The sequence below is a fragment of the Sphingomonas sp. STIS6.2 genome (assembly GCF_000732685.2).
Lineage (GTDB): Bacteria > Pseudomonadota > Alphaproteobacteria > Sphingomonadales > Sphingomonadaceae > Sphingomonas > Sphingomonas aerolata.
In genome coordinates this window covers 56,427-72,765 of sequence record NZ_JPDP02000071.1, presented here as the reverse complement: position 1 = coordinate 72,765, position 16,339 = coordinate 56,427, and the positions used below count along the sequence as shown (strand labels likewise).

The 16,339-nt window shown below is 64.5% G+C and carries 16 protein-coding genes; 2 read left to right on the top strand and 14 right to left on the bottom strand.

The features are described from left to right. Positions 1-255: 255 nt before the first annotated feature. From rpmE to rpsB, 12 genes are all read right to left on the bottom strand, one after another. On the bottom strand, positions 256-486 hold the full coding sequence (gene rpmE, locus sphst_RS11655) for a 50S ribosomal protein L31 (protein ID WP_031393312.1): 231 nt from the start codon (positions 484-486) through the stop codon (positions 256-258). Positions 487-587: 101 nt separating this feature from the next. Continuing rightward, on the bottom strand, positions 588-1,091 hold the full coding sequence (gene fabZ, locus sphst_RS11650) for a 3-hydroxyacyl-ACP dehydratase FabZ (RefSeq protein WP_442800398.1): 504 nt from the start codon (positions 1,089-1,091) through the stop codon (positions 588-590). Between the two features lie 11 nt (positions 1,092-1,102). After that, complete coding sequence (locus sphst_RS11645) at positions 1,103-1,768, bottom strand: OmpH family outer membrane protein (protein WP_031439361.1); 666 nt, start codon at positions 1,766-1,768, stop codon at positions 1,103-1,105. After that, positions 1,768-4,488, bottom strand: coding sequence for an outer membrane protein assembly factor BamA (gene bamA, locus sphst_RS11640; RefSeq protein ID WP_081877562.1), 2,721 nt, complete (start codon positions 4,486-4,488; stop codon positions 1,768-1,770). Before bamA ends, sphst_RS11645 begins: the two co-directional genes overlap by 1 nt. A 118-nt stretch (positions 4,489-4,606) precedes the next feature. Beyond that, on the bottom strand, positions 4,607-5,740 hold the full coding sequence (gene rseP / locus sphst_RS11635; RefSeq protein WP_031394217.1) for an RIP metalloprotease RseP: 1,134 nt from the start codon (positions 5,738-5,740) through the stop codon (positions 4,607-4,609). After that, positions 5,737-6,894 carry a 1-deoxy-D-xylulose-5-phosphate reductoisomerase gene (locus sphst_RS11630; protein ID WP_031394216.1) on the bottom strand — a complete coding sequence of 386 codons (1,158 nt, stop codon included), beginning with the start codon at positions 6,892-6,894 and terminating at the stop codon, positions 5,737-5,739. Before sphst_RS11630 ends, rseP begins: the two co-directional genes overlap by 4 nt. After that, positions 6,891-7,646 carry a phosphatidate cytidylyltransferase gene (locus sphst_RS11625; RefSeq protein WP_031394215.1) on the bottom strand — a complete coding sequence of 252 codons (756 nt, stop codon included), beginning with the start codon at positions 7,644-7,646 and terminating at the stop codon, positions 6,891-6,893. Before sphst_RS11625 ends, sphst_RS11630 begins: the two co-directional genes overlap by 4 nt. A gap of 65 nt (positions 7,647-7,711) precedes the next feature. After that, positions 7,712-8,479 (bottom strand): isoprenyl transferase, encoded by a 768-nt coding sequence (locus sphst_RS11620; RefSeq protein WP_051916386.1) that lies wholly within the window; start codon positions 8,477-8,479, stop codon positions 7,712-7,714. After that, complete coding sequence (gene frr / locus sphst_RS11615; protein ID WP_031394213.1) at positions 8,476-9,033, bottom strand: ribosome recycling factor; 558 nt, start codon at positions 9,031-9,033, stop codon at positions 8,476-8,478. Before frr ends, sphst_RS11620 begins: the two co-directional genes overlap by 4 nt. Before the next feature lies 1 nt (position 9,034). Next, positions 9,035-9,763, bottom strand: coding sequence for a UMP kinase (pyrH, locus tag sphst_RS11610; RefSeq protein ID WP_031394212.1), 729 nt, complete (start codon positions 9,761-9,763; stop codon positions 9,035-9,037). Between the two features lie 399 nt (positions 9,764-10,162). Next, positions 10,163-11,095 (bottom strand): translation elongation factor Ts, encoded by a 933-nt coding sequence (tsf, locus tag sphst_RS11605; protein WP_031394211.1) that lies wholly within the window; start codon positions 11,093-11,095, stop codon positions 10,163-10,165. A gap of 90 nt (positions 11,096-11,185) precedes the next feature. Next, a complete protein-coding gene (rpsB, locus tag sphst_RS11600; protein ID WP_031394210.1) occupies positions 11,186-12,037 on the bottom strand; it encodes a 30S ribosomal protein S2 in 852 nt (283 codons plus the stop codon). 334 nt (positions 12,038-12,371) lie between these two features. On the opposite strand from rpsB, the gene sphst_RS11595 reads away from it, so the two are divergent. Continuing rightward, positions 12,372-12,605 carry a hypothetical protein gene (locus tag sphst_RS11595; protein ID WP_234387593.1) on the top strand — a complete coding sequence of 78 codons (234 nt, stop codon included), beginning with the start codon at positions 12,372-12,374 and terminating at the stop codon, positions 12,603-12,605. 137 nt (positions 12,606-12,742) lie between these two features. Here sphst_RS11595 and pssA read toward each other — a convergent pair whose 3' ends face one another. Then, positions 12,743-13,531, bottom strand: coding sequence for a CDP-diacylglycerol--serine O-phosphatidyltransferase (gene pssA, locus sphst_RS11590; protein WP_051916385.1), 789 nt, complete (start codon positions 13,529-13,531; stop codon positions 12,743-12,745). Positions 13,532-13,674: 143 nt separating this feature from the next. Then, positions 13,675-14,403 (bottom strand): phosphatidylserine decarboxylase, encoded by a 729-nt coding sequence (locus sphst_RS11585; RefSeq protein ID WP_031394020.1) that lies wholly within the window; start codon positions 14,401-14,403, stop codon positions 13,675-13,677. Positions 14,404-14,599: 196 nt separating this feature from the next. Between sphst_RS11585 and sphst_RS11580 the strand changes: the two genes are divergently transcribed. After that, positions 14,600-15,820 (top strand): NADP-dependent isocitrate dehydrogenase, encoded by a 1,221-nt coding sequence (locus sphst_RS11580; RefSeq protein ID WP_031394019.1) that lies wholly within the window; start codon positions 14,600-14,602, stop codon positions 15,818-15,820. Positions 15,821-16,339: the final 519 nt, after the last annotated feature.

The window sequence follows — 16,339 nt, the reverse complement described above, 5'->3', positions numbered from 1 at the left end:
CCCGTCAAATGCAAATTTCACTTTTATGGCAATTTTTGCGAACTGGCGCGCTGCGGAGCTTCTAGACCGCCCTACCCCAGTTCCTGCCCCTCCCGATGGGCCGGGTCGTGCAATTCCGCGACCCGGTACCGTGGTAGAGACCGCTTCGCCTTATTCACCTTATTCAAACGCGAAATGAAAAACGAAAAAGCCGGCGCACGCTGATTGCGTACGCCGGCTTTATCTTCCGCCAATCCGACATGGGTCGGACAGGAATTACTTGCGAAGCGTGAGACCGCCACCGAAGCGCTTGTTGAAGCGGGCGACCTGGCCACCGGTGTCGAGCATCGTGCCACGACCGCCGGTCCACGCCGGATGAGCGAGCGGGTCGATTTCGAGCGTCATCACATCACCTTCCTTACCCCAGGTCGACCGGGTCTGGTACTTAGTACCATCGGTCATCTGGATCGTGATCATGTGATAGTCGGGATGCGTATCGGCCTTCATCGTATGTCTCCGGTATAAACGGCTGGTTCCGACCAGCCTAAAGCACGGCGGGCCCGTACACACAGCGGCGCCATGATGCAAGCGAGCCCCCGTTTCGCCGATCACACCTTTGGCGGATCGGCGATCATCGCGGTAAAATTGGCTTCCGCGACCAGCTGGCCGTCGACAAAGGCGCGCCCTGCGAATTTACAGACACTTGCGCGCTTCTGCACGAACGTCACGTCGAGCTGAAGCAGAACCCCGGGCTCGACCGGCTTGCGAAACTTCGCCCCGTCGATCGCCATGAAATAGACGAGTTTTCCCGAACCCGCGAGACCGAGCGATTCGACCGCCAATATGCCGGCGGCTTGCGCCATCGCCTCGACGATCAGCACCCCGGGCATGATCGGCCTGCCGGGGAAATGCCCCTGAAAGAACTGCTCGTTCATCGACACCGCCTTGATCGCGCTGATCGATGTGTCGGGAACGAGATCCACGACACGATCAACCAGCAACATCGGATAGCGGTGCGGCAATGCCGCCATCACCCGGCCGATATCGAGCGCTCCACTCGATCGACCGGGCGCGGCGTCAGCCACGTCGACGTTCACGTTATCCGTGCTCACCGACGATGTTCTCAGCGGCCCTGCGGCGTCGTGCGCGCAGGCGTCGCGCGGGCGGGTGCCGCGGCGGCAGGTGCGGCTGCCCCACCCTGCTGGCCCTGCTGGTTCGGCTGCCAGCCGGCAGGCGGCGTGATACCGACCGTCGGGACGAGACGGTCGAGCTCGGCCGTGATCGACGCCGTGATATCGGCAGCCGGCTGCGCGAACAATGCGGCATCAGGACGAAGCAGCAGGGTAACGTTCTTGGCGCGAACCGCATTGCTGACCGCATCGCCGAGCTTCGCCTGGATCTGTTCGATGACATATTGCTGAGCGCGCTGTGCCGGCTGGGTCAGACGGGCCAGTTCCTGGTTTGCCGCGGTCTCGCGTGCCTGGATCGCTTGAGCCTGGCTCTGGAGCGACGCCGCATTCGGGGTCGGCGCGCGCTGTGCGGTCTGGAAGGCGGTCACGAGGGGCTGGAGTTCGCGGGCGATCGCCTGGCGGCGGGTCTCGGCCTGGTCGAGCTGTGCCTTGTAGGTCGTCTCGATCTGGCCACGCGCGGTGGTCCAGGCCTTGGAGCCTGCGATCGCGCCCTGCGGGTCGGCGACCGCGATACCAGAAACCTGGGCCTGCGCCGGTGCGACGATCGCCGCCGGTGCGAGCACGGCTGCGGCGAGAAGAAGCGTCTTGAACGTCGTCATCAGAACTGTGTCCCTACGTTGAAAGTAATAAGCTTGGGGTCATCACCCGGCTGCGTCAGGATCGCCTTGGCAAGATCGATACGCAGCGGGCCGAACGGCGAATTCCAGTTCACGCCGATACCCACCGACAGACGCGGTCGCGGCGAGTTGCCAAGGAACGTCTCCTTGAACGGCGCGATCGCGCTGGTCGCGATGACATTGGCCTCGGCACCCGCGCAGGCACCGCCGAGCGTATCGGAATAGCCCGTCTGACACGTCGTTGCCCGCTGCGCCGTTTCGGTCGCGCCGGTCGGCGTGTAGGTGTTGAAATAGAGCTGGCGGCCTGCGCTGTCGAACAGCGGCGTGTTGATCGGCAACACGGTGACATTGCCGGCCGCGTCGACCGACGTTGGGAAGACCGCGGTTGGCAATGGCTTGGTGATGCCGAACAGGCTGCCGATCTGCGCGTAGATGGTCGGGCGAAGCCCCAGTTCGCGCGCGCCAGAGCCCAGCGGAATCTCGATTTCGGCACGAGCCAGATAATAAGCCCGGCCGCCGAGCGCGTCATCGACGATCTGGTTGCGATCGGTCACCACGGTCTGCGTACCATCGGCCGCAGTGACATATTGCTGGCGCAGGACTCGCGGACCGACGCCGCGAATGTCGAAACCACGGAATTGCGGCTCGCCCAGATAGAAGCGATCGGTGATGCGGACGCGGTCGACGCCCTCGCCACGGCTCTTCTCGAGCGAGTGGATATAGCCGCCTTCCGCGATGATCGAACCGATAAAGCCGCTGCCGAGGTTCCAGAATTTGGATCCTTCGGCGCGCGTACGGATATACTTCACGTCGCCGCCCAGACCGGCAAAGTCCTGGCTGAACGAGAAGCGTTGCCCGGCGGTCGGACGCAAACGGCTGTTCAGCGTATCGTAGATCAGCGAATAGCCGATCGACGACGTCCAGCGATTGCCGAGTGCCTCACAGAGGTAGCGCCCGGCCTTGAGCGGGTCGCAGACGCCGTTGGTGAAATAGGACGCCTGATCGAGGCCGACCTCGTCATAGGACAGGCCGTAGCGGCCCGACAGCGACCAGAACTCCGTCAGCGGCACGCCGGCACGGATCTGGAAGCCCGTCGAGACCTGTGAATAGGTCGTCTGGCGGTCGTTCCCGACATAGTTGAAAGAATTGTAATCGCGCCGGAATATGTCGCCACCGAGCGCGATGTTCTTGTCGAATAGATAGGGCTCGGTGAAACCAAGCTCGATCGACTTGGAATAGCTCGAATAGTTCACGCCGGCGCGCAGTTCCTGGCCCTTGCCGCGGAAATTGCGCTGCGTGATGTTCGCCTGGATGATGAACCGCTCGAGACTCGAATAGCCCGCCGACAGCTGCAATTCGCCCGTCGAGCGCTCTTCCAGATTGGTTTCAAGGATCACGCGATCGGGCGCGGAGCCCGGCGTCTGCTTGATCTCCATCTTGTCCTGGAAATAACCGAGCGAGTTGATGCGATCCTGCGAGCGCTTCACCTGGAAGCTGTTGAACGCGTCGCCCTCGGCAAGACGGATCTCGCGACGCACGACCTTGTCCTGCGTCTGCGAATTGCCATTGATCTCGACGCGCTCGACATAGGTGCGCTTGGCTTCGGCGATGTTGAAGTTGATACCCATGGTCAGGGTATCGACGTCCTTCTGGAACTCCGGGTTCACCTCGGTGAACGCATAGCCGAACAGGCCCGCGGTCTGGCTCAGATTGTCGACCGAATCCTCGACGAGCTTCGCGTTATACCACTCGCCCTTCTTGAGCGGCAGCGTCGAGGCGAGCTTCTTGTTGTCGAAGTCGCGGATCTGGCTGTCGACGGTCACGTCGCCGAATTTGTAGCGCTTCCCCTCCTCCACCACGTAGGTGATGATGAAGTCCTTCTTGTCCGGCGTCAGCTCGGCGACCGCGGACGTGACGCGGAAATCGGCATAGCCCTCGGTCAGGTAAAACTGGCGCAGCTTCTGCTGGTCATAGCTCAGGCGATCCTGATCGTAGCTGGTCGCCGAGGACAGGAGGCGGAACAGCCGCGCCTGCTTGGTCGCCATCTGGCCGCGGATCTTGTCGTCCGAAAACACCTCGTTGCCGAGGATGTTGATCTGGCGGACCTTGGACTTCGGGCCTTCGCTGATCTCGAACACGACATCGACGCGGTTCTGGTCGAGATTGACCATCTTCGGATCGACCACCGCGGCGAAGCGGCCCTGCCGGCGATAGAGCTCGATGATCCGGGCAATATCCTGGCGGACCGCGGTGCGCGTGAAGATCTGCCGCGGCGCGAGCTTGATCTCTTTCGTGATCTTGTCCGCCTTGAGCGCCTTGTTGCCCTCGAGAATCACGCGGTTAATGATCGGATTCTCGCGGATACGCAGGACGATATTGCCGTCCTCGACCCCGGCGATCGAATAATCCGCGAACAGGTCGCTTGCCTGCAGGTCCTTGAGCGCCTGATCGAGCGTCTCGGCCGTGTACGGAATGCCGACGCGGAGCTTGGTGTAGCTCAACACGGTCTCGGGCTCGATGCGCTGCGAGCCTTCGACACGCAAAGTCTTGATCAGAGTCTGGGATACAGGCGCCGCTACGGGCGTTGTAGGAGCAGATGCAGGGGCAGCCGCCTGTGCACGCGGCGGACCGGATCGTGCCTGAGCCGCGGGCGCGGCGCCGGTAGGCGCAACCTGTGCCCAGACCGGCACGCCGGACAGCATCGTACCTGCCAGGAGCAGGGCGCCGTTACGCGCCAAAGTGTAACCGTTGATTGCTGTCACCAAACCCACCCCAAGAAACTTGCATACGCAAGGGCGCGCCCGCCCTGCCCTAACCGCGTCAGCCGATCAAGCCGGCCAGATTCTTCCACAACCCGAAATTGCCGAGATCGTTGAAGGTCACGAGAAGCATCAATGCGAGGATCGCCGCAAGACCGCCGCGATACGCCCATTCCTGAACGTCGGGACCGACGGGCTTTCGCCGGACTGCCTCTATCGCATAAAATAGCAAATGTCCGCCATCAAGCATCGGCACTGGCAGCAGGTTGATGAACCCCAGATTGATGGACACCAGCGCAATCAGAAAGACATAGGCATCGAGGCCGAGCGACATCTGCTCGCCCGAGACCTTGGCGATACTGAGCGGTCCGCCAAGCTCCTTGACGGAGCGACGGCCCGAAATCACCTGGCCTAGCGTCTCGACCATCATCGAGACGATCTCGCCCGTCCGCTTCACCGAGACGGCCGGTGCTTCGAGCAAGCCGACGCGAACGACGATGGGTTTGCCACCGGCGATCCCGAGCCGGCCGATCCGATATTCATTCCCGAACCGGTCGCGCTGGAGCTCGGTACCGATCACGACATCGCGCGATACCAGTCGTCCATCACGCAGTACATCAATGCGGGTGCGTTCTCCCGCACGGATGCGGGCATAGCGTGCCATGTCGTCGAAGGTTTCGACCGAACGCCCGCCCAGCGCGGTGACCCGGTCGCCCTGTTGCAGACCGGCGAGTGCCGCCGCACTGCCCGGAACGGTGGCCCCGATCACCGGCGGCATCCGGACGTCGCCATAAGCGAGCGCGAATCCGGCGAGGATGACGATTGCGACGACGAAATTGACCACCGGACCTGCGGCAACGACAATCGCGCGCTGCCAAACCGGTTTCGACTGGAATGTCCGCTGACGTTCGTCGGCAGGCAAGGCGAGCCATTCGGCGGAAGGCTGGCTTGCCGGGGTCATGTCCCCGGCGAATTTCACATAACCGCCAAGCGGCAGCCAGCCGAATTTCCAGCGTGTGCCGCGACGATCGGTAAAGCCCGCGATCTCGCGTCCGAACCCGATCGCAAAGGCATCGGCCTTGATCCCGAATATCCGTCCAGCGAGATAATGGCCCATCTCGTGAACGAACACGAGCGGTCCGATGACGAGCATAAAGGACAGGATCGTCAGCAGGATACCGGGCGTTTCGATCAAACCACGCAATCCTTCACACGCTCGCTCGCAAGGCGCCGCGCGTCGGCGTCGATGGCCAGAACGGCATCGACGCTGTCCGGTGCGGCCGGATCGTAGCGTATCAGCGTATCCTCCACGATTGCGGCAATTTCGAGGAAGCCGATCCGGCGGTTGAGAAAGGCGTCGACCGCCACCTCGTTCGCCGCGTTGAGGATCGCCGGGCGCGCCCCGCCCGCGTCCAGCGCTTCGCGTGCCAGCCGCAATGCGGGAAACCGCACCGGATCGGGCGCCGCGAAATCGAGTCGGCCGATGCCGACGAGATCGAGCGGCGCCATCGGTGTCGCCATCCGGTCGGGCCAGGCCAGGGTATGTGCGATCGGCGTGCGCATGTCGGGCGGGCCGAGCTGTGCCAGAACCGAGCCATCGACATAGTCGACTAGGCTGTGGATCACCGACTGCGCATGGATGACGATCTCGATCCGGTCGGGTGCGATCGGGAACAGCCGGGCGGCCTCGATCAGTTCGAGGCCCTTGTTCATCATCGTCGCCGAATCGACTGAAATCTTGGCGCCCATCGACCAGTTGGGATGCTTGACCGCCTGTTCGAGCGTCACGCCGCGCATCTGATCGGTCGTCCAGTCGCGGAAAGGCCCGCCGCTGCACGTCAGGATAATCCGCCGCACGCCTTCGGGCCGCGCGGCATCAAAGCATTGGAAAATCGCGTTATGCTCGGAATCTGCCGGGAGCAGGGTCGCCCCGGACCGCGCAGCTGCGCGCAAGATGACGTCGCCCGCGGAGACCAGCGGTTCCTTGTTCGCGATGACGACCGTGCCGCCCTGCTCGATTGCCGACAGGACGGGCTTGAGGCCCGCACAGCCGACGATCGCGCCCATCGTCCAGTCGGCGCCCGATGCGGCGGCCTCGGCAATCGCGTCAGGGCCGCCGCCGGCGCGGACACCCGTTCCCGCCAGTGCCGCCTGCAACTCTGGCAGGCACTGCTCGTCGGCAACCACCGCGAATTCGGCGCGGGTCCGGATCGCGGCCGCGGCGAGCCGCGCGACGTCACAATTTGCGGTCAGCGCGACGACGCGAAAACGATCGGGCTCGCGTTCGACGAGATCGAGCGTCGACGTACCGACCGACCCGGTCGCACCGAGAATCGCAACGCTTTTCATGAGTATAAGCTCGGCAACATGATGAGTAACGCCGCGACCGGGGCGACCGGGACGAGCCCATCGAGACGGTCCATCACGCCACCATGCCCGGGCAGCGTATTGCCGCTGTCCTTGACGCCTGCGACGCGCTTCAACCAGCTTTCGTACAGGTCCCCCATCTGCGCCAGCGCCGCGAGAAACGGCGTGGCGAGCGCAAGGTGGAACGGCAGCGCATATTCGACGTGAAGGATCGCCGCGACGATGCCCGCGAGCACCACGCCGCCAATCAGGCCCGACCAGGTCTTGTTCGGGCTGATCACGGGTGCAAGCTTGGGTCCGCCGAGTGAGCGTCCGGTGAAGAACGCGCCGATATCGCACGCCCATACCAGCGACAGCGCCCAGAGGGTTAGGAGCACGCCGTCCTCCTGACGCCGGATGATCATCAGCGCGAGCACGGGCAGCCCGCAATAGATAATTCCGAGCGCCAGCGGAGGCTTACGCGTGGTGATGACGACGAAGAACGCCGCCCCGGCAAGCAGGCCCAGCGTGAAGAAATCGTGCACGACGAGGATCAGCGAGGCCGGCGCCATCAGCGCGAGCGGCACGGACAACGCGAACTGCGTCATGCGCCTGGTTTTCGCGTCGGCCCCCTGCAGCATCGCCCATTCGGCCATCATGAACAGCGCGGCCACCACGCCCAACAGCCAGAAGGCAATGCCGCCCAGCGTCAGGGCGATGCTCGCGACGACGATCATGCCGACGCTCGCGATCATCCGGAGCTTGAGGTTGGACGGTGTGCGAAGCGCCTGATCGGGGGCCCGTTCGGGATCGGTAAGCGTCACAGCCCACCGTAGCGGCGTTGCCGCACGCCAAAGGCCGCAACGGCCTCAGCCAGCGCGTCGCCGTCGAAATCGGGCCAGAGCGTGTCGACGAACAGCAGTTCGGCATAAGCCGCCTGCCACAACAGGAAATTCGACAGGCGTTGTTCGCCCGAGGTGCGGATCATCAGGTCGAGCGGGGGAAGATCACACGTGTCGAGTTCGCCCTCGACCATCGTCGCGTCGATGCTCGCCGGATCGAGGACCCCGTCGCGCGCGCGTTCCGCCAGGCGGCGGGCGGCGAGCACGAGTTCGGCATGGGCGCCGTAGTTGAGTGCGATCGCGAGCAATGGACCGGTATTGGCCGCGGTCCGCGCGATAGCATCATCGACCATCGCGACCAGATCGGGCGAGAAGGCGTGGTAGTCGCCGATGACGCGCAGACGGACATTCTCGCGGGTCAGCTCGTCGAGATCGCTGCGGATGAAATGCCGCAGCAAGCCCATGAGATCGCTGACCTCTTCCGCAGGACGGCGCCAGTTTTCGGACGAGAACGCATAGAGCGTGAGCGCCTCGATCCCCATCGCACGCGCCGCGCGGGTGACGTTACGCACCGCATCGACGCCCGCCTTGTGGCCGGCAAAGCGGGGAAGGAAGCGCTTCTTCGCCCACCGCCCATTGCCGTCCATGATGATCGCGACATGGCGCGGCACCGCGCCGCCCCCAGGAACGGCGACGAGCGACGCAGCCTGGTTGGCTCCGGCCGAAGCAGCGCCAAGCGGCCTCACTTGCCCAGGATTTCCTTTTCCTTGGCGCCCGCGGTCGCGTCGAGATCGGCGATCGTGCTGTCGGTGAGCTTCTGCACCTCGACTTCGTGACGCTTGCGCTCGTCCTCGCCGAACACGCCCTTCTTCTCGTCGACCTTCAGCGAATCCATCCCGTCGCGACGGACGTTACGGACCGCAATGCGGGCCTTTTCAGCATATTGGCCGGCGAGCTTGGCGAGTTCCTTGCGACGCTCCTCGGTCAGATCGGGAATCGGCAGACGCAGCGTCTGACCGTCGACGATCGGGTTGAGACCCAGCCCGGCGGAGCGGATCGCCTTGTCGGTCGGGCCGACATTCGACTTGTCCCAGACCTGCACCGACAGCATCCGCGGCTCGGGCGCCGACACGGTCGCGACCTGGTTGAGCGGCATCGATGAGCCGTAGACCGTGACCATCACCGGATCGAGCAGCGCGGTCGACGCGCGGCCGGTGCGAAGCCCGGCCAGATCGTGCTTCAGCGCTTCGACGGCACCCGCCATGCGGCGTTCCAGGTCGCTCTTGTCATACGCTGCCATCTTAACTCTCCTGCTCGTTCTGGACGATCGTCGACACGCCATCACCCGCCAGCACCGCGGCAAGATTGCCGGGTTCGCGGATGTTGAAGACGACGATCGGGATATCATTGTCGCGGCACAAAGCGATCGCGCTCGCGTCCATGACCTTGAGGTCCTCGGACAGCACCGTGCTGTACGAGATCGTCTCGTAGCGCGTTGCGTCCGGGTCCTTTTTCGGATCGGCGCTGTAGACGCCGTCGACCGACGTGCCCTTGAACAGCGCGTCGCACTTCATTTCGGCAGCACGCAGCGCGGCGCCCGAATCGGTGGTGAAATAGGGGCTGCCGACACCGGCCGCGAAGATCACGACGCGGCCCTTTTCGAGGTGCCGTTCGGCGCGACGCCGGATGAAGGGTTCGCAGACGCTCGCCATCGGGATCGCCGACTGGACGCGCGTGTCGATGCCGATCTGCTCGAGCGCGTTCTGCACCGCGAGCGCGTTCATCACGGTCGCGAGCATACCCATATAATCGGCGGTCGCGCGCTCGAAGCCCTTGGCGGCGGCGGCGAGGCCACGGAAGATGTTGCCACCCCCGACGACGATGCAGATCTCATAGCCCTTGGCGCGGACGTCGGCGATCTCGCCGGCGACGCGTGCAGTGACGGTGGGATCGATCGAAAGACCGGCGGGTCCCATCAGGACTTCGCCCGACAGTTTGAGCAAAATGCGTTTGAAGCGCGGAGGCGTCATAAATCTCGAATTGTGATTGGCGGGGCGGCGCGGACCTTAGGCGGCGAGGCCGGGGATGTGAAGCGCTGCGACGTGCCTGTGTGGACTCTGAGCGGTCAGGAGACGGAAAATCGTCGACCGCAGGAGGGCGCGCGAGGGGAAATGCCGTCATTTCCGCGGAGATGGAGGGGCTGGCGTCGCGAGCGACACCGACCGCCTAGGGTCTGGATCCCCGCCTGCGCGGGGATCACGGAGTAGCGCACGGCTACTCCGTGATCTTTCTCCCCTCGGGGAGACGGTAGACCAGCGGAGCCGGATGAGGGGCGTGAGGTTCGAGACCTCGCCACTCCCCTCACCCTTCCCACGGCCGAGTGGCCGTGGGCCCCTTCCCTCTCCCCGGACGGGAGAGGGAGGGCGTTGTTACGCCTGGGGGACGCCCGAGGCGGCAGCGACTTCGGCGGCGAAGTCGGACTGCTCCTTCTCGATGCCTTCGCCGAGCTGGAAGCGGACATAGTCCACCAGCTTGATCTCGGCGCCCGCGTCCTTGCCGGCCTTGGCGACGACGTCCGAGATCTTGGTCTTGCCGTCCATCACGAACAGCTGGCTGACCAGGGCGTGCTCCTTGCGGTACTTGGCGATGCCGCCTTCGACCATCTTTGCAATGATATCAGTAGGCTTGCCCGAATCGGCGGCCTTTTCGGTCGCGATCGCGCGCTCACGCTCGATCTCGGCTTCGTCGAGATCGGCCTCGTTCAGCGCCTTCGGGAACGCCGCTGCGATGTGCATCGCGAGCTGCTTGCCGAGCGTCTGGAGCACCTCGTCCGACGCCTCCGACTCGAGCGCGACGAGCACGCCGATCTTGCCGAGGCCCGGCGATGCCGCGTTGTGAATGTACGGAACGACCGCACCCTTGCTGACTTCGAGCGTGCGCGAACGGCGCAGCGACTGGTTCTCGCCGATCGTCGCGACGTTGTTCGTCAGGACTTCCTCGACGGTCTTGCCCGATGGCATCGCCTGCGTCTTGAGCGAGTCGATGTCACCGCCGGTGGCGAGCGCGATCTGCGTCACGTCACGGACAAACGACTGGAACTGATCGTTCTTTGCGACGAAATCGGTTTCCGAGTTGACCTCGACCGCAGCACCCTTGGTGCCCGAAACGGCGACGCCGACCAGACCCTCGGCCGCGGTGCGGCTGGACTTCTTGGCGGCGGCGGCGAGACCCTTGGTCCGCAGCCAGTCCATCGCCTGCTCCATGTCGCCGGCATTCTCGCTGAGCGCCTTCTTGCAGTCCATCATGCCCGCGCCGCTCTTTTCGCGCAGATCCTTGACCATTGCTGCCGTGATATCAGCCATGTCCGTAAATCCTCTTTAGTCTGAATGTAGTTGCGGGCGAGGTAAGGCCAGATGCCCTACCCCGCCCGCATGACGGTTCGGCGACGACGCTTATGCGTCGATCTGGCGCTCACCCTCGGCCGCGAACTCTGCGGCGGTCTCGGCGTTCGCCGCAACCTGCGTCGTGTCGGCGGTCGGCTCGACGGTCGGCTCGGCGATCGCCTCTTCCTTCGGCGGCTCGACCATCGCACCGATGTCGGCACCGGTCCGGCGCTGCTGCTCCTGGCCACCACGAGTCGCTGCGATTGCAATGGCTTCGCAGTAGAGGCGGATGGCGCGCGCGGCGTCGTCGTTCGCGGGGACCGGGAAGGCGATGCCGTCCGGCGAGACGTTCGAATCGAGGATCGCCACGACGGGAATACCCAGCGTGTTGGCTTCCTTGATCGCCAGCTCTTCCTTGTTCGCGTCGATCACGAACATCACGTCGGGAATGCCGCCCATGTCGCGGATGCCGCCGAGCGAAAGCTCGAGCTTGTCCTTCTCGCGGGTGAGCTGGAGCACTTCCTTCTTGGTCAGGCCGACGGTGTCACCCGACAGCATTTCCTCGAGCGTCTTCAGACGCTTGATCGAACCCGAAATGGTCTTCCAGTTGGTGAGCATGCCGCCCAGCCAGCGATGGTTGACGAAGTGCTGGCCTGCGCGACGTGCGGCGTCGGCGACGGGCTCCTGCGCCTGGCGCTTGGTGCCGACGAACAGGACCTTGCCACCGCCGGCGACGGCCGACGAGACGAATTCGAGCGCGCGCGCGAAGAGCGGCACGGTCTGCGAGAGGTCGAGGATGTGGACGCCGTTGCGGTCACCGAAGATGTAAGGCTTCATCTTGGGGTTCCAGCGATGCGTCTGGTGACCAAAATGTGCGCCCGTTTCAATGAGCTGCTGCATCGAGACGACTGGTGCCGCCATAGGATATGTCCTTCCGGTTGTGCCTCTGGGAAGCGGATGACGTGCCGGCCGAATGACCGAAACGCACCGGGCTATGATGCCTCCCATGCGGGGTTAGAGGCGCGGCCCTTAGCCGGGGATCGCGCCAAATGCAACGGCTTACCGCCGACTTGACAAAAGAACGCAATAAGAACATAACGGGGCCAGAACAGAACAGAGGTTCGACTCGGCGCAGAATCACCCCGGAACGGCGGTGATCCAAATGCGACGAACGGAACGATGTTTTCGACCGGGTGTTGCGAACCTTAACACAATGTTCGCATTTGCAGGGAAGGCGAGCGGGAAGATGAGCGGGATGATGATAGTGAGCTTCATGGTGTTCTCGGGGTCGTTCGCAGTCGCGACCGCGGTGATCCTGACGTCGATCGCACCGCAATGGTCGCGCATCGTCAGCCTGGCATTGGGCAATGTCGAGCCGGCCTTCGCCCCGCTGCAGACGCTCGCGCGCGCCGAGCGCCGGATCGCGGTCCGCCGCTGGTCTTCGACCGGCATGCCGCAGCCGTCGCAGCGTTGGAATGCCGCCGCCTAAAGTTTGGTGGTTTGACCTGGGTGCCTGATCAACAGGCGCCTTACTGATCCGCTGGCGTGGCCGGCTTGTGGATTACACGGGGTCCGCCGGGGGATCGCCCGCCCCGGGTCAGCAGTCCCGGGGCTCGATCGGCCGGATCAAAGACCCGGCTTGGCGGACGTTTCGCCGCTACGAACGCCGGCGCGCTGGCGGCGGACCTTGGCATAGCTGGCGATGCTGAACGGCATCGACACGATATAGAGAAGGCAGATGAGGCTGAGCGTGTGCCACGGGGCGCTGACGAGCGCGGCACCGAGCAGGACGACGAGCGCGATCGCCTCGAACCGGACGTTGCGACGCAGCTTGAGCGAACTCCACGACCAGGTCGCGATGCTCGACACCATCAGCAGCGCGACGAACGCGATCCAGGGTGCGACGATATAGGGCGAGGCAAAGCGCGGTTCGTCGGTCCAGAACCAGAAGAACATCGGCATGAGCGCGAGCCCTGCGCCGGCGGGCGCGGGAACACCGGTCAGGAAGCCCGCGGATTTGTGCGGCTGATGGCTCTCATCGATCTTGGCGTTGAAGCGCGCGAGGCGGAGCGCGCAGAACACGGCGAAGATCAGCGCGCAGATCCAGCCCATCCGCGGCAGCGCGGCGAGCGACCAGAGATAGACGATCAGTGCAGGGGCGACCCCGAAGGAGATCGCATCGGAGAGCGAATCGAGTTCCGCACCGAACCGGCTCTCGCCGTGGAGCATGCGCGCGATCCGGCCGTCGAGCCCGTCGAGCACGCCCGCGACCATGATCATCGCGACCGCGCTTTCCCATTGGCCGCCGATCGCGAACCGGACGCCGCTGAGCCCCGAGCACAGGGCGAGCGCGGTGACCGCGTTGGGTGCCACCGCGCGGAGCGGCAGGCCGCGGCGCGGCCGGCGCGCCCGTATCGCGCGGCCCGCCGCCTGCGACTCGTCGGCGCGGCTGGCGGATCCGTAAGACGTCCCGTCCCGATCGTTCACCGAACCCTCATTCAAACGACCATCATGCTCTGGTCGATCATTCGAAGGACCATCAATCGAAGGACCATCGATCACTGGGCAATGCCGCCAACGGGCACGCCGCCGACACGGCCGAGCACGGTCTCGCCGGCGATGCTGCGCTGGCCGAGACAGACCTGGGGCACGACATGATCGGGGAGATAGACGTCGACGCGGCTGCCGAATCGGATGAGCCCGATCCGCTGGCCGACCGCGACCATGTCACCCGCCTTGGCGAAGCCCAGGATGCGGCGCGCGACGAGCCCGGCGATCTGGGTGAAGCCGATCCGCATGCCGTTGCGATCCTCGACCACGAAATGCTGGCGCTCATTTTCCTCGGACGCCTTGTCGAGATCGGCGTTGAGGAACTTGCCCGAGATATAGACGACCTGGCGGATCGTGCCCGCAATCGGCGTGCGGTTGATGTGCACGTCGAACACCGACATGAAGATCGACACGCGCACCAGCGGCGCGTCGCCCAGACCATTCTCGCCCGCGAGCTCACGCGGGATGGGGACGCGCTGGATCATCGTGATCAGCCCGTCGGCGGGGGCGACGATCAGCCCCTCGCCCTGCGGCGTGGTGCGGACGGGGTCGCGAAAAAAGGTCGCGACCCAGATCACGACGCCGACCATCGGCCAGAACAGCACATGGCTGAGCATCGTCAGCAGCAATGTGATGCCGGTCGCGATGGCGACGTATTTATAGCCTTCCGGATGGACTGCGGGAAATCGCCATTTGACCGTGGAGGTCGTGACGGGCGGCTTGTCGAGCGATGCCATAGCGTGCGGGTCTATCCGTGCCGGACGCGCGATACAACGATGAACAGCCTTTTCGCGACAGGACCGTGGGTTGCGCAAGGTTGCTCGAGGTTGCTTCGCGCGACATTCGGCAGTCGATCGGCGCGCGCCCGACGGTTGATCGCCGGGGCGCGCTCCCCTAGACGCTCCCCCAACCCCCTCCCCCGAAGGACGATATATGGCGAAGATCAAGGTTAAGAATCCGATCGTGGAGATCGACGGCGACGAGATGACCCGGATCATCTGGGAATGGATCCGCGAGCGCCTGATCAAGCCGTATCTCGACATCCAGCTCGATTATTACGATCTCGGCGTCGAGCATCGCGACGCGACCGACGACCAGGTGACGATCGACAGCGCGCTCGCCACGCAGAAGCACGGCGTCGCGGTGAAGTGCGCGACGATCACGCCCGACGAGCAGCGCGTGACCGAGTTCGGCCTGAAGAAGATGTGGAAGTCGCCGAACGGCACGATCCGCAACATCCTGGGCGGGACGATCTTCCGCGAGCCGATCGTGATCAAGAACGTCCCCCGCCTGATCCCGGGCTGGACCCACCCGATCGTCGTCGGCCGCCATGCGTTCGGCGACCAGTATCGCGCGACCGATTTCCTCGTCCCCGGCCCCGGCAAGCTGCGCCTGGTGTTCGAAGGCGATGACGGCGCGACGATCGACCGCGAAGTGTTCCAGTTCCCGTCGGCGGGCGTCGCGATGGCGATGTACAATCTCGACGACTCGATCCGCGACTTCGCGCGCGCGTCGATGCATTACGGCCTGAACCTGAAGTGGCCGGTGTACCTGTCGACCAAGAACACGATCCTGAAGGCCTATGACGGCCGCTTCAAGGACCTCTTCGCCGAGGTTTTCGAGAGCGAATTCAAGGACAAGTTCAAGGAAGCGGGCATCGTCTACGAGCATCGCCTGATCGACGACATGGTCGCATCGGCGCTGAAGTGGAACGGCGAGTTCGTGTGGGCGTGCAAGAACTATGACGGCGACGTCCAGTCGGACCAGGTCGCCCAGGGCTTCGGCTCGCTGGGTCTCATGACCTCGATCCTGCTGACCCCGGACGGCAAGACCGTCGAGGCCGAAGCCGCGCACGGCACGGTCACGCGTCACTTCCGCATGCACGAGCAGGGCAAGGCGACCTCGACCAACCCGATCGCGTCGATCTTCGCCTGGACCGGTGGCCTGAAGTATCGCGGCAAGTTCGACGACACGCCGGACGTGACGAAGTTCGCCGAGACGCTCGAGCGCGTCTGCGTCCAGACGGTCGAGAACGGCCACATGACCAAGGATCTCGCGATCCTGATCGGGCCGGACCAGCCCTGGATGACGACCGAGCAGTTCTTCGAGCAGGTCCGCTCGAACCTCGAAGCCGAAATGGCCAACTGGGCGTGACGGACGGCCCCTCCCGGAAACGGGAGGGGCCTTTTTTTTTGGGTACGGGTTGCGTGGTGGCGGCCTTCCGTGACGCCGCGCGCTCGCGGCTCTGCGAGGCTCGGCCGGCCCGGCGTCCACGGCCCGCCCGGCTCGCCGACTCCCCTGCTTTAGCTTTCCGGTCCTGGCCCTCTCCGCCGTCATCCTGACGGAGGTCAGGACCCAGGGTTACGGGCGGTGCGCTGCTTGGCTCTGGGTCCTGACTTTCGTCAGGATGACGGTTGGGGGGTGGGGCGTGGGTCGTTGCCGAGTAGCGGGGCTTGGCTTTGCGCAGCTTCGGTTTGCGCTGGTCAATCGCTGCCTGCTCCGCGCCGCGCCCCCGCCCCGGCCTGCTCTGAGCCCCGCCACCGCCGTCATCCTGACGAAAGTCAGGATCCAGGGTTACGGGCGGTGCGCTGCTTGGCTCTGGGTCCTGACTTTCGTCAGGATGACGGGTGGAGGTGGATGTCGGTGTTCGATGCCCGGCATTGCGCTGCCCGG

What these genes read in the sequence shown, in the direction of transcription:
- pyrH (WP_031394212.1), bottom strand. Translation starts at nt 9,763, where the DNA reads ATGACGCCTCCGCGCTTCAAACGCATTTTGCTCAAACTGTCGGGCGAA.
- sphst_RS11630 (WP_031394216.1), bottom strand. Translation starts at nt 6,894, where the DNA reads ATGAAAAGCGTTGCGATTCTCGGTGCGACCGGGTCGGTCGGTACGTCG.
- sphst_RS11625 (WP_031394215.1), bottom strand. Translation starts at nt 7,646, where the DNA reads ATGATCGCGAGCGTCGGCATGATCGTCGTCGCGAGCATCGCCCTGACG.
- rpmE (WP_031393312.1), bottom strand. Translation starts at nt 486, where the DNA reads ATGAAGGCCGATACGCATCCCGACTATCACATGATCACGATCCAGATG.
- sphst_RS11645 (WP_031439361.1), bottom strand. Translation starts at nt 1,768, where the DNA reads ATGACGACGTTCAAGACGCTTCTTCTCGCCGCAGCCGTGCTCGCACCG.
- sphst_RS11585 (WP_031394020.1), bottom strand. Translation starts at nt 14,403, where the DNA reads ATGGCATCGCTCGACAAGCCGCCCGTCACGACCTCCACGGTCAAATGG.
- rpsB (WP_031394210.1), bottom strand. Translation starts at nt 12,037, where the DNA reads ATGGCGGCACCAGTCGTCTCGATGCAGCAGCTCATTGAAACGGGCGCA.
- bamA (WP_081877562.1), bottom strand. Translation starts at nt 4,488, where the DNA reads ATGCTGTCCGGCGTGCCGGTCTGGGCACAGGTTGCGCCTACCGGCGCC.
- sphst_RS11595 (WP_234387593.1), top strand. Translation starts at nt 12,372, where the DNA reads ATGATGATAGTGAGCTTCATGGTGTTCTCGGGGTCGTTCGCAGTCGCG.
- sphst_RS11580 (WP_031394019.1), top strand. Translation starts at nt 14,600, where the DNA reads ATGGCGAAGATCAAGGTTAAGAATCCGATCGTGGAGATCGACGGCGAC.
- tsf (WP_031394211.1), bottom strand. Translation starts at nt 11,095, where the DNA reads ATGGCTGATATCACGGCAGCAATGGTCAAGGATCTGCGCGAAAAGAGC.
- frr (WP_031394213.1), bottom strand. Translation starts at nt 9,033, where the DNA reads ATGGCAGCGTATGACAAGAGCGACCTGGAACGCCGCATGGCGGGTGCC.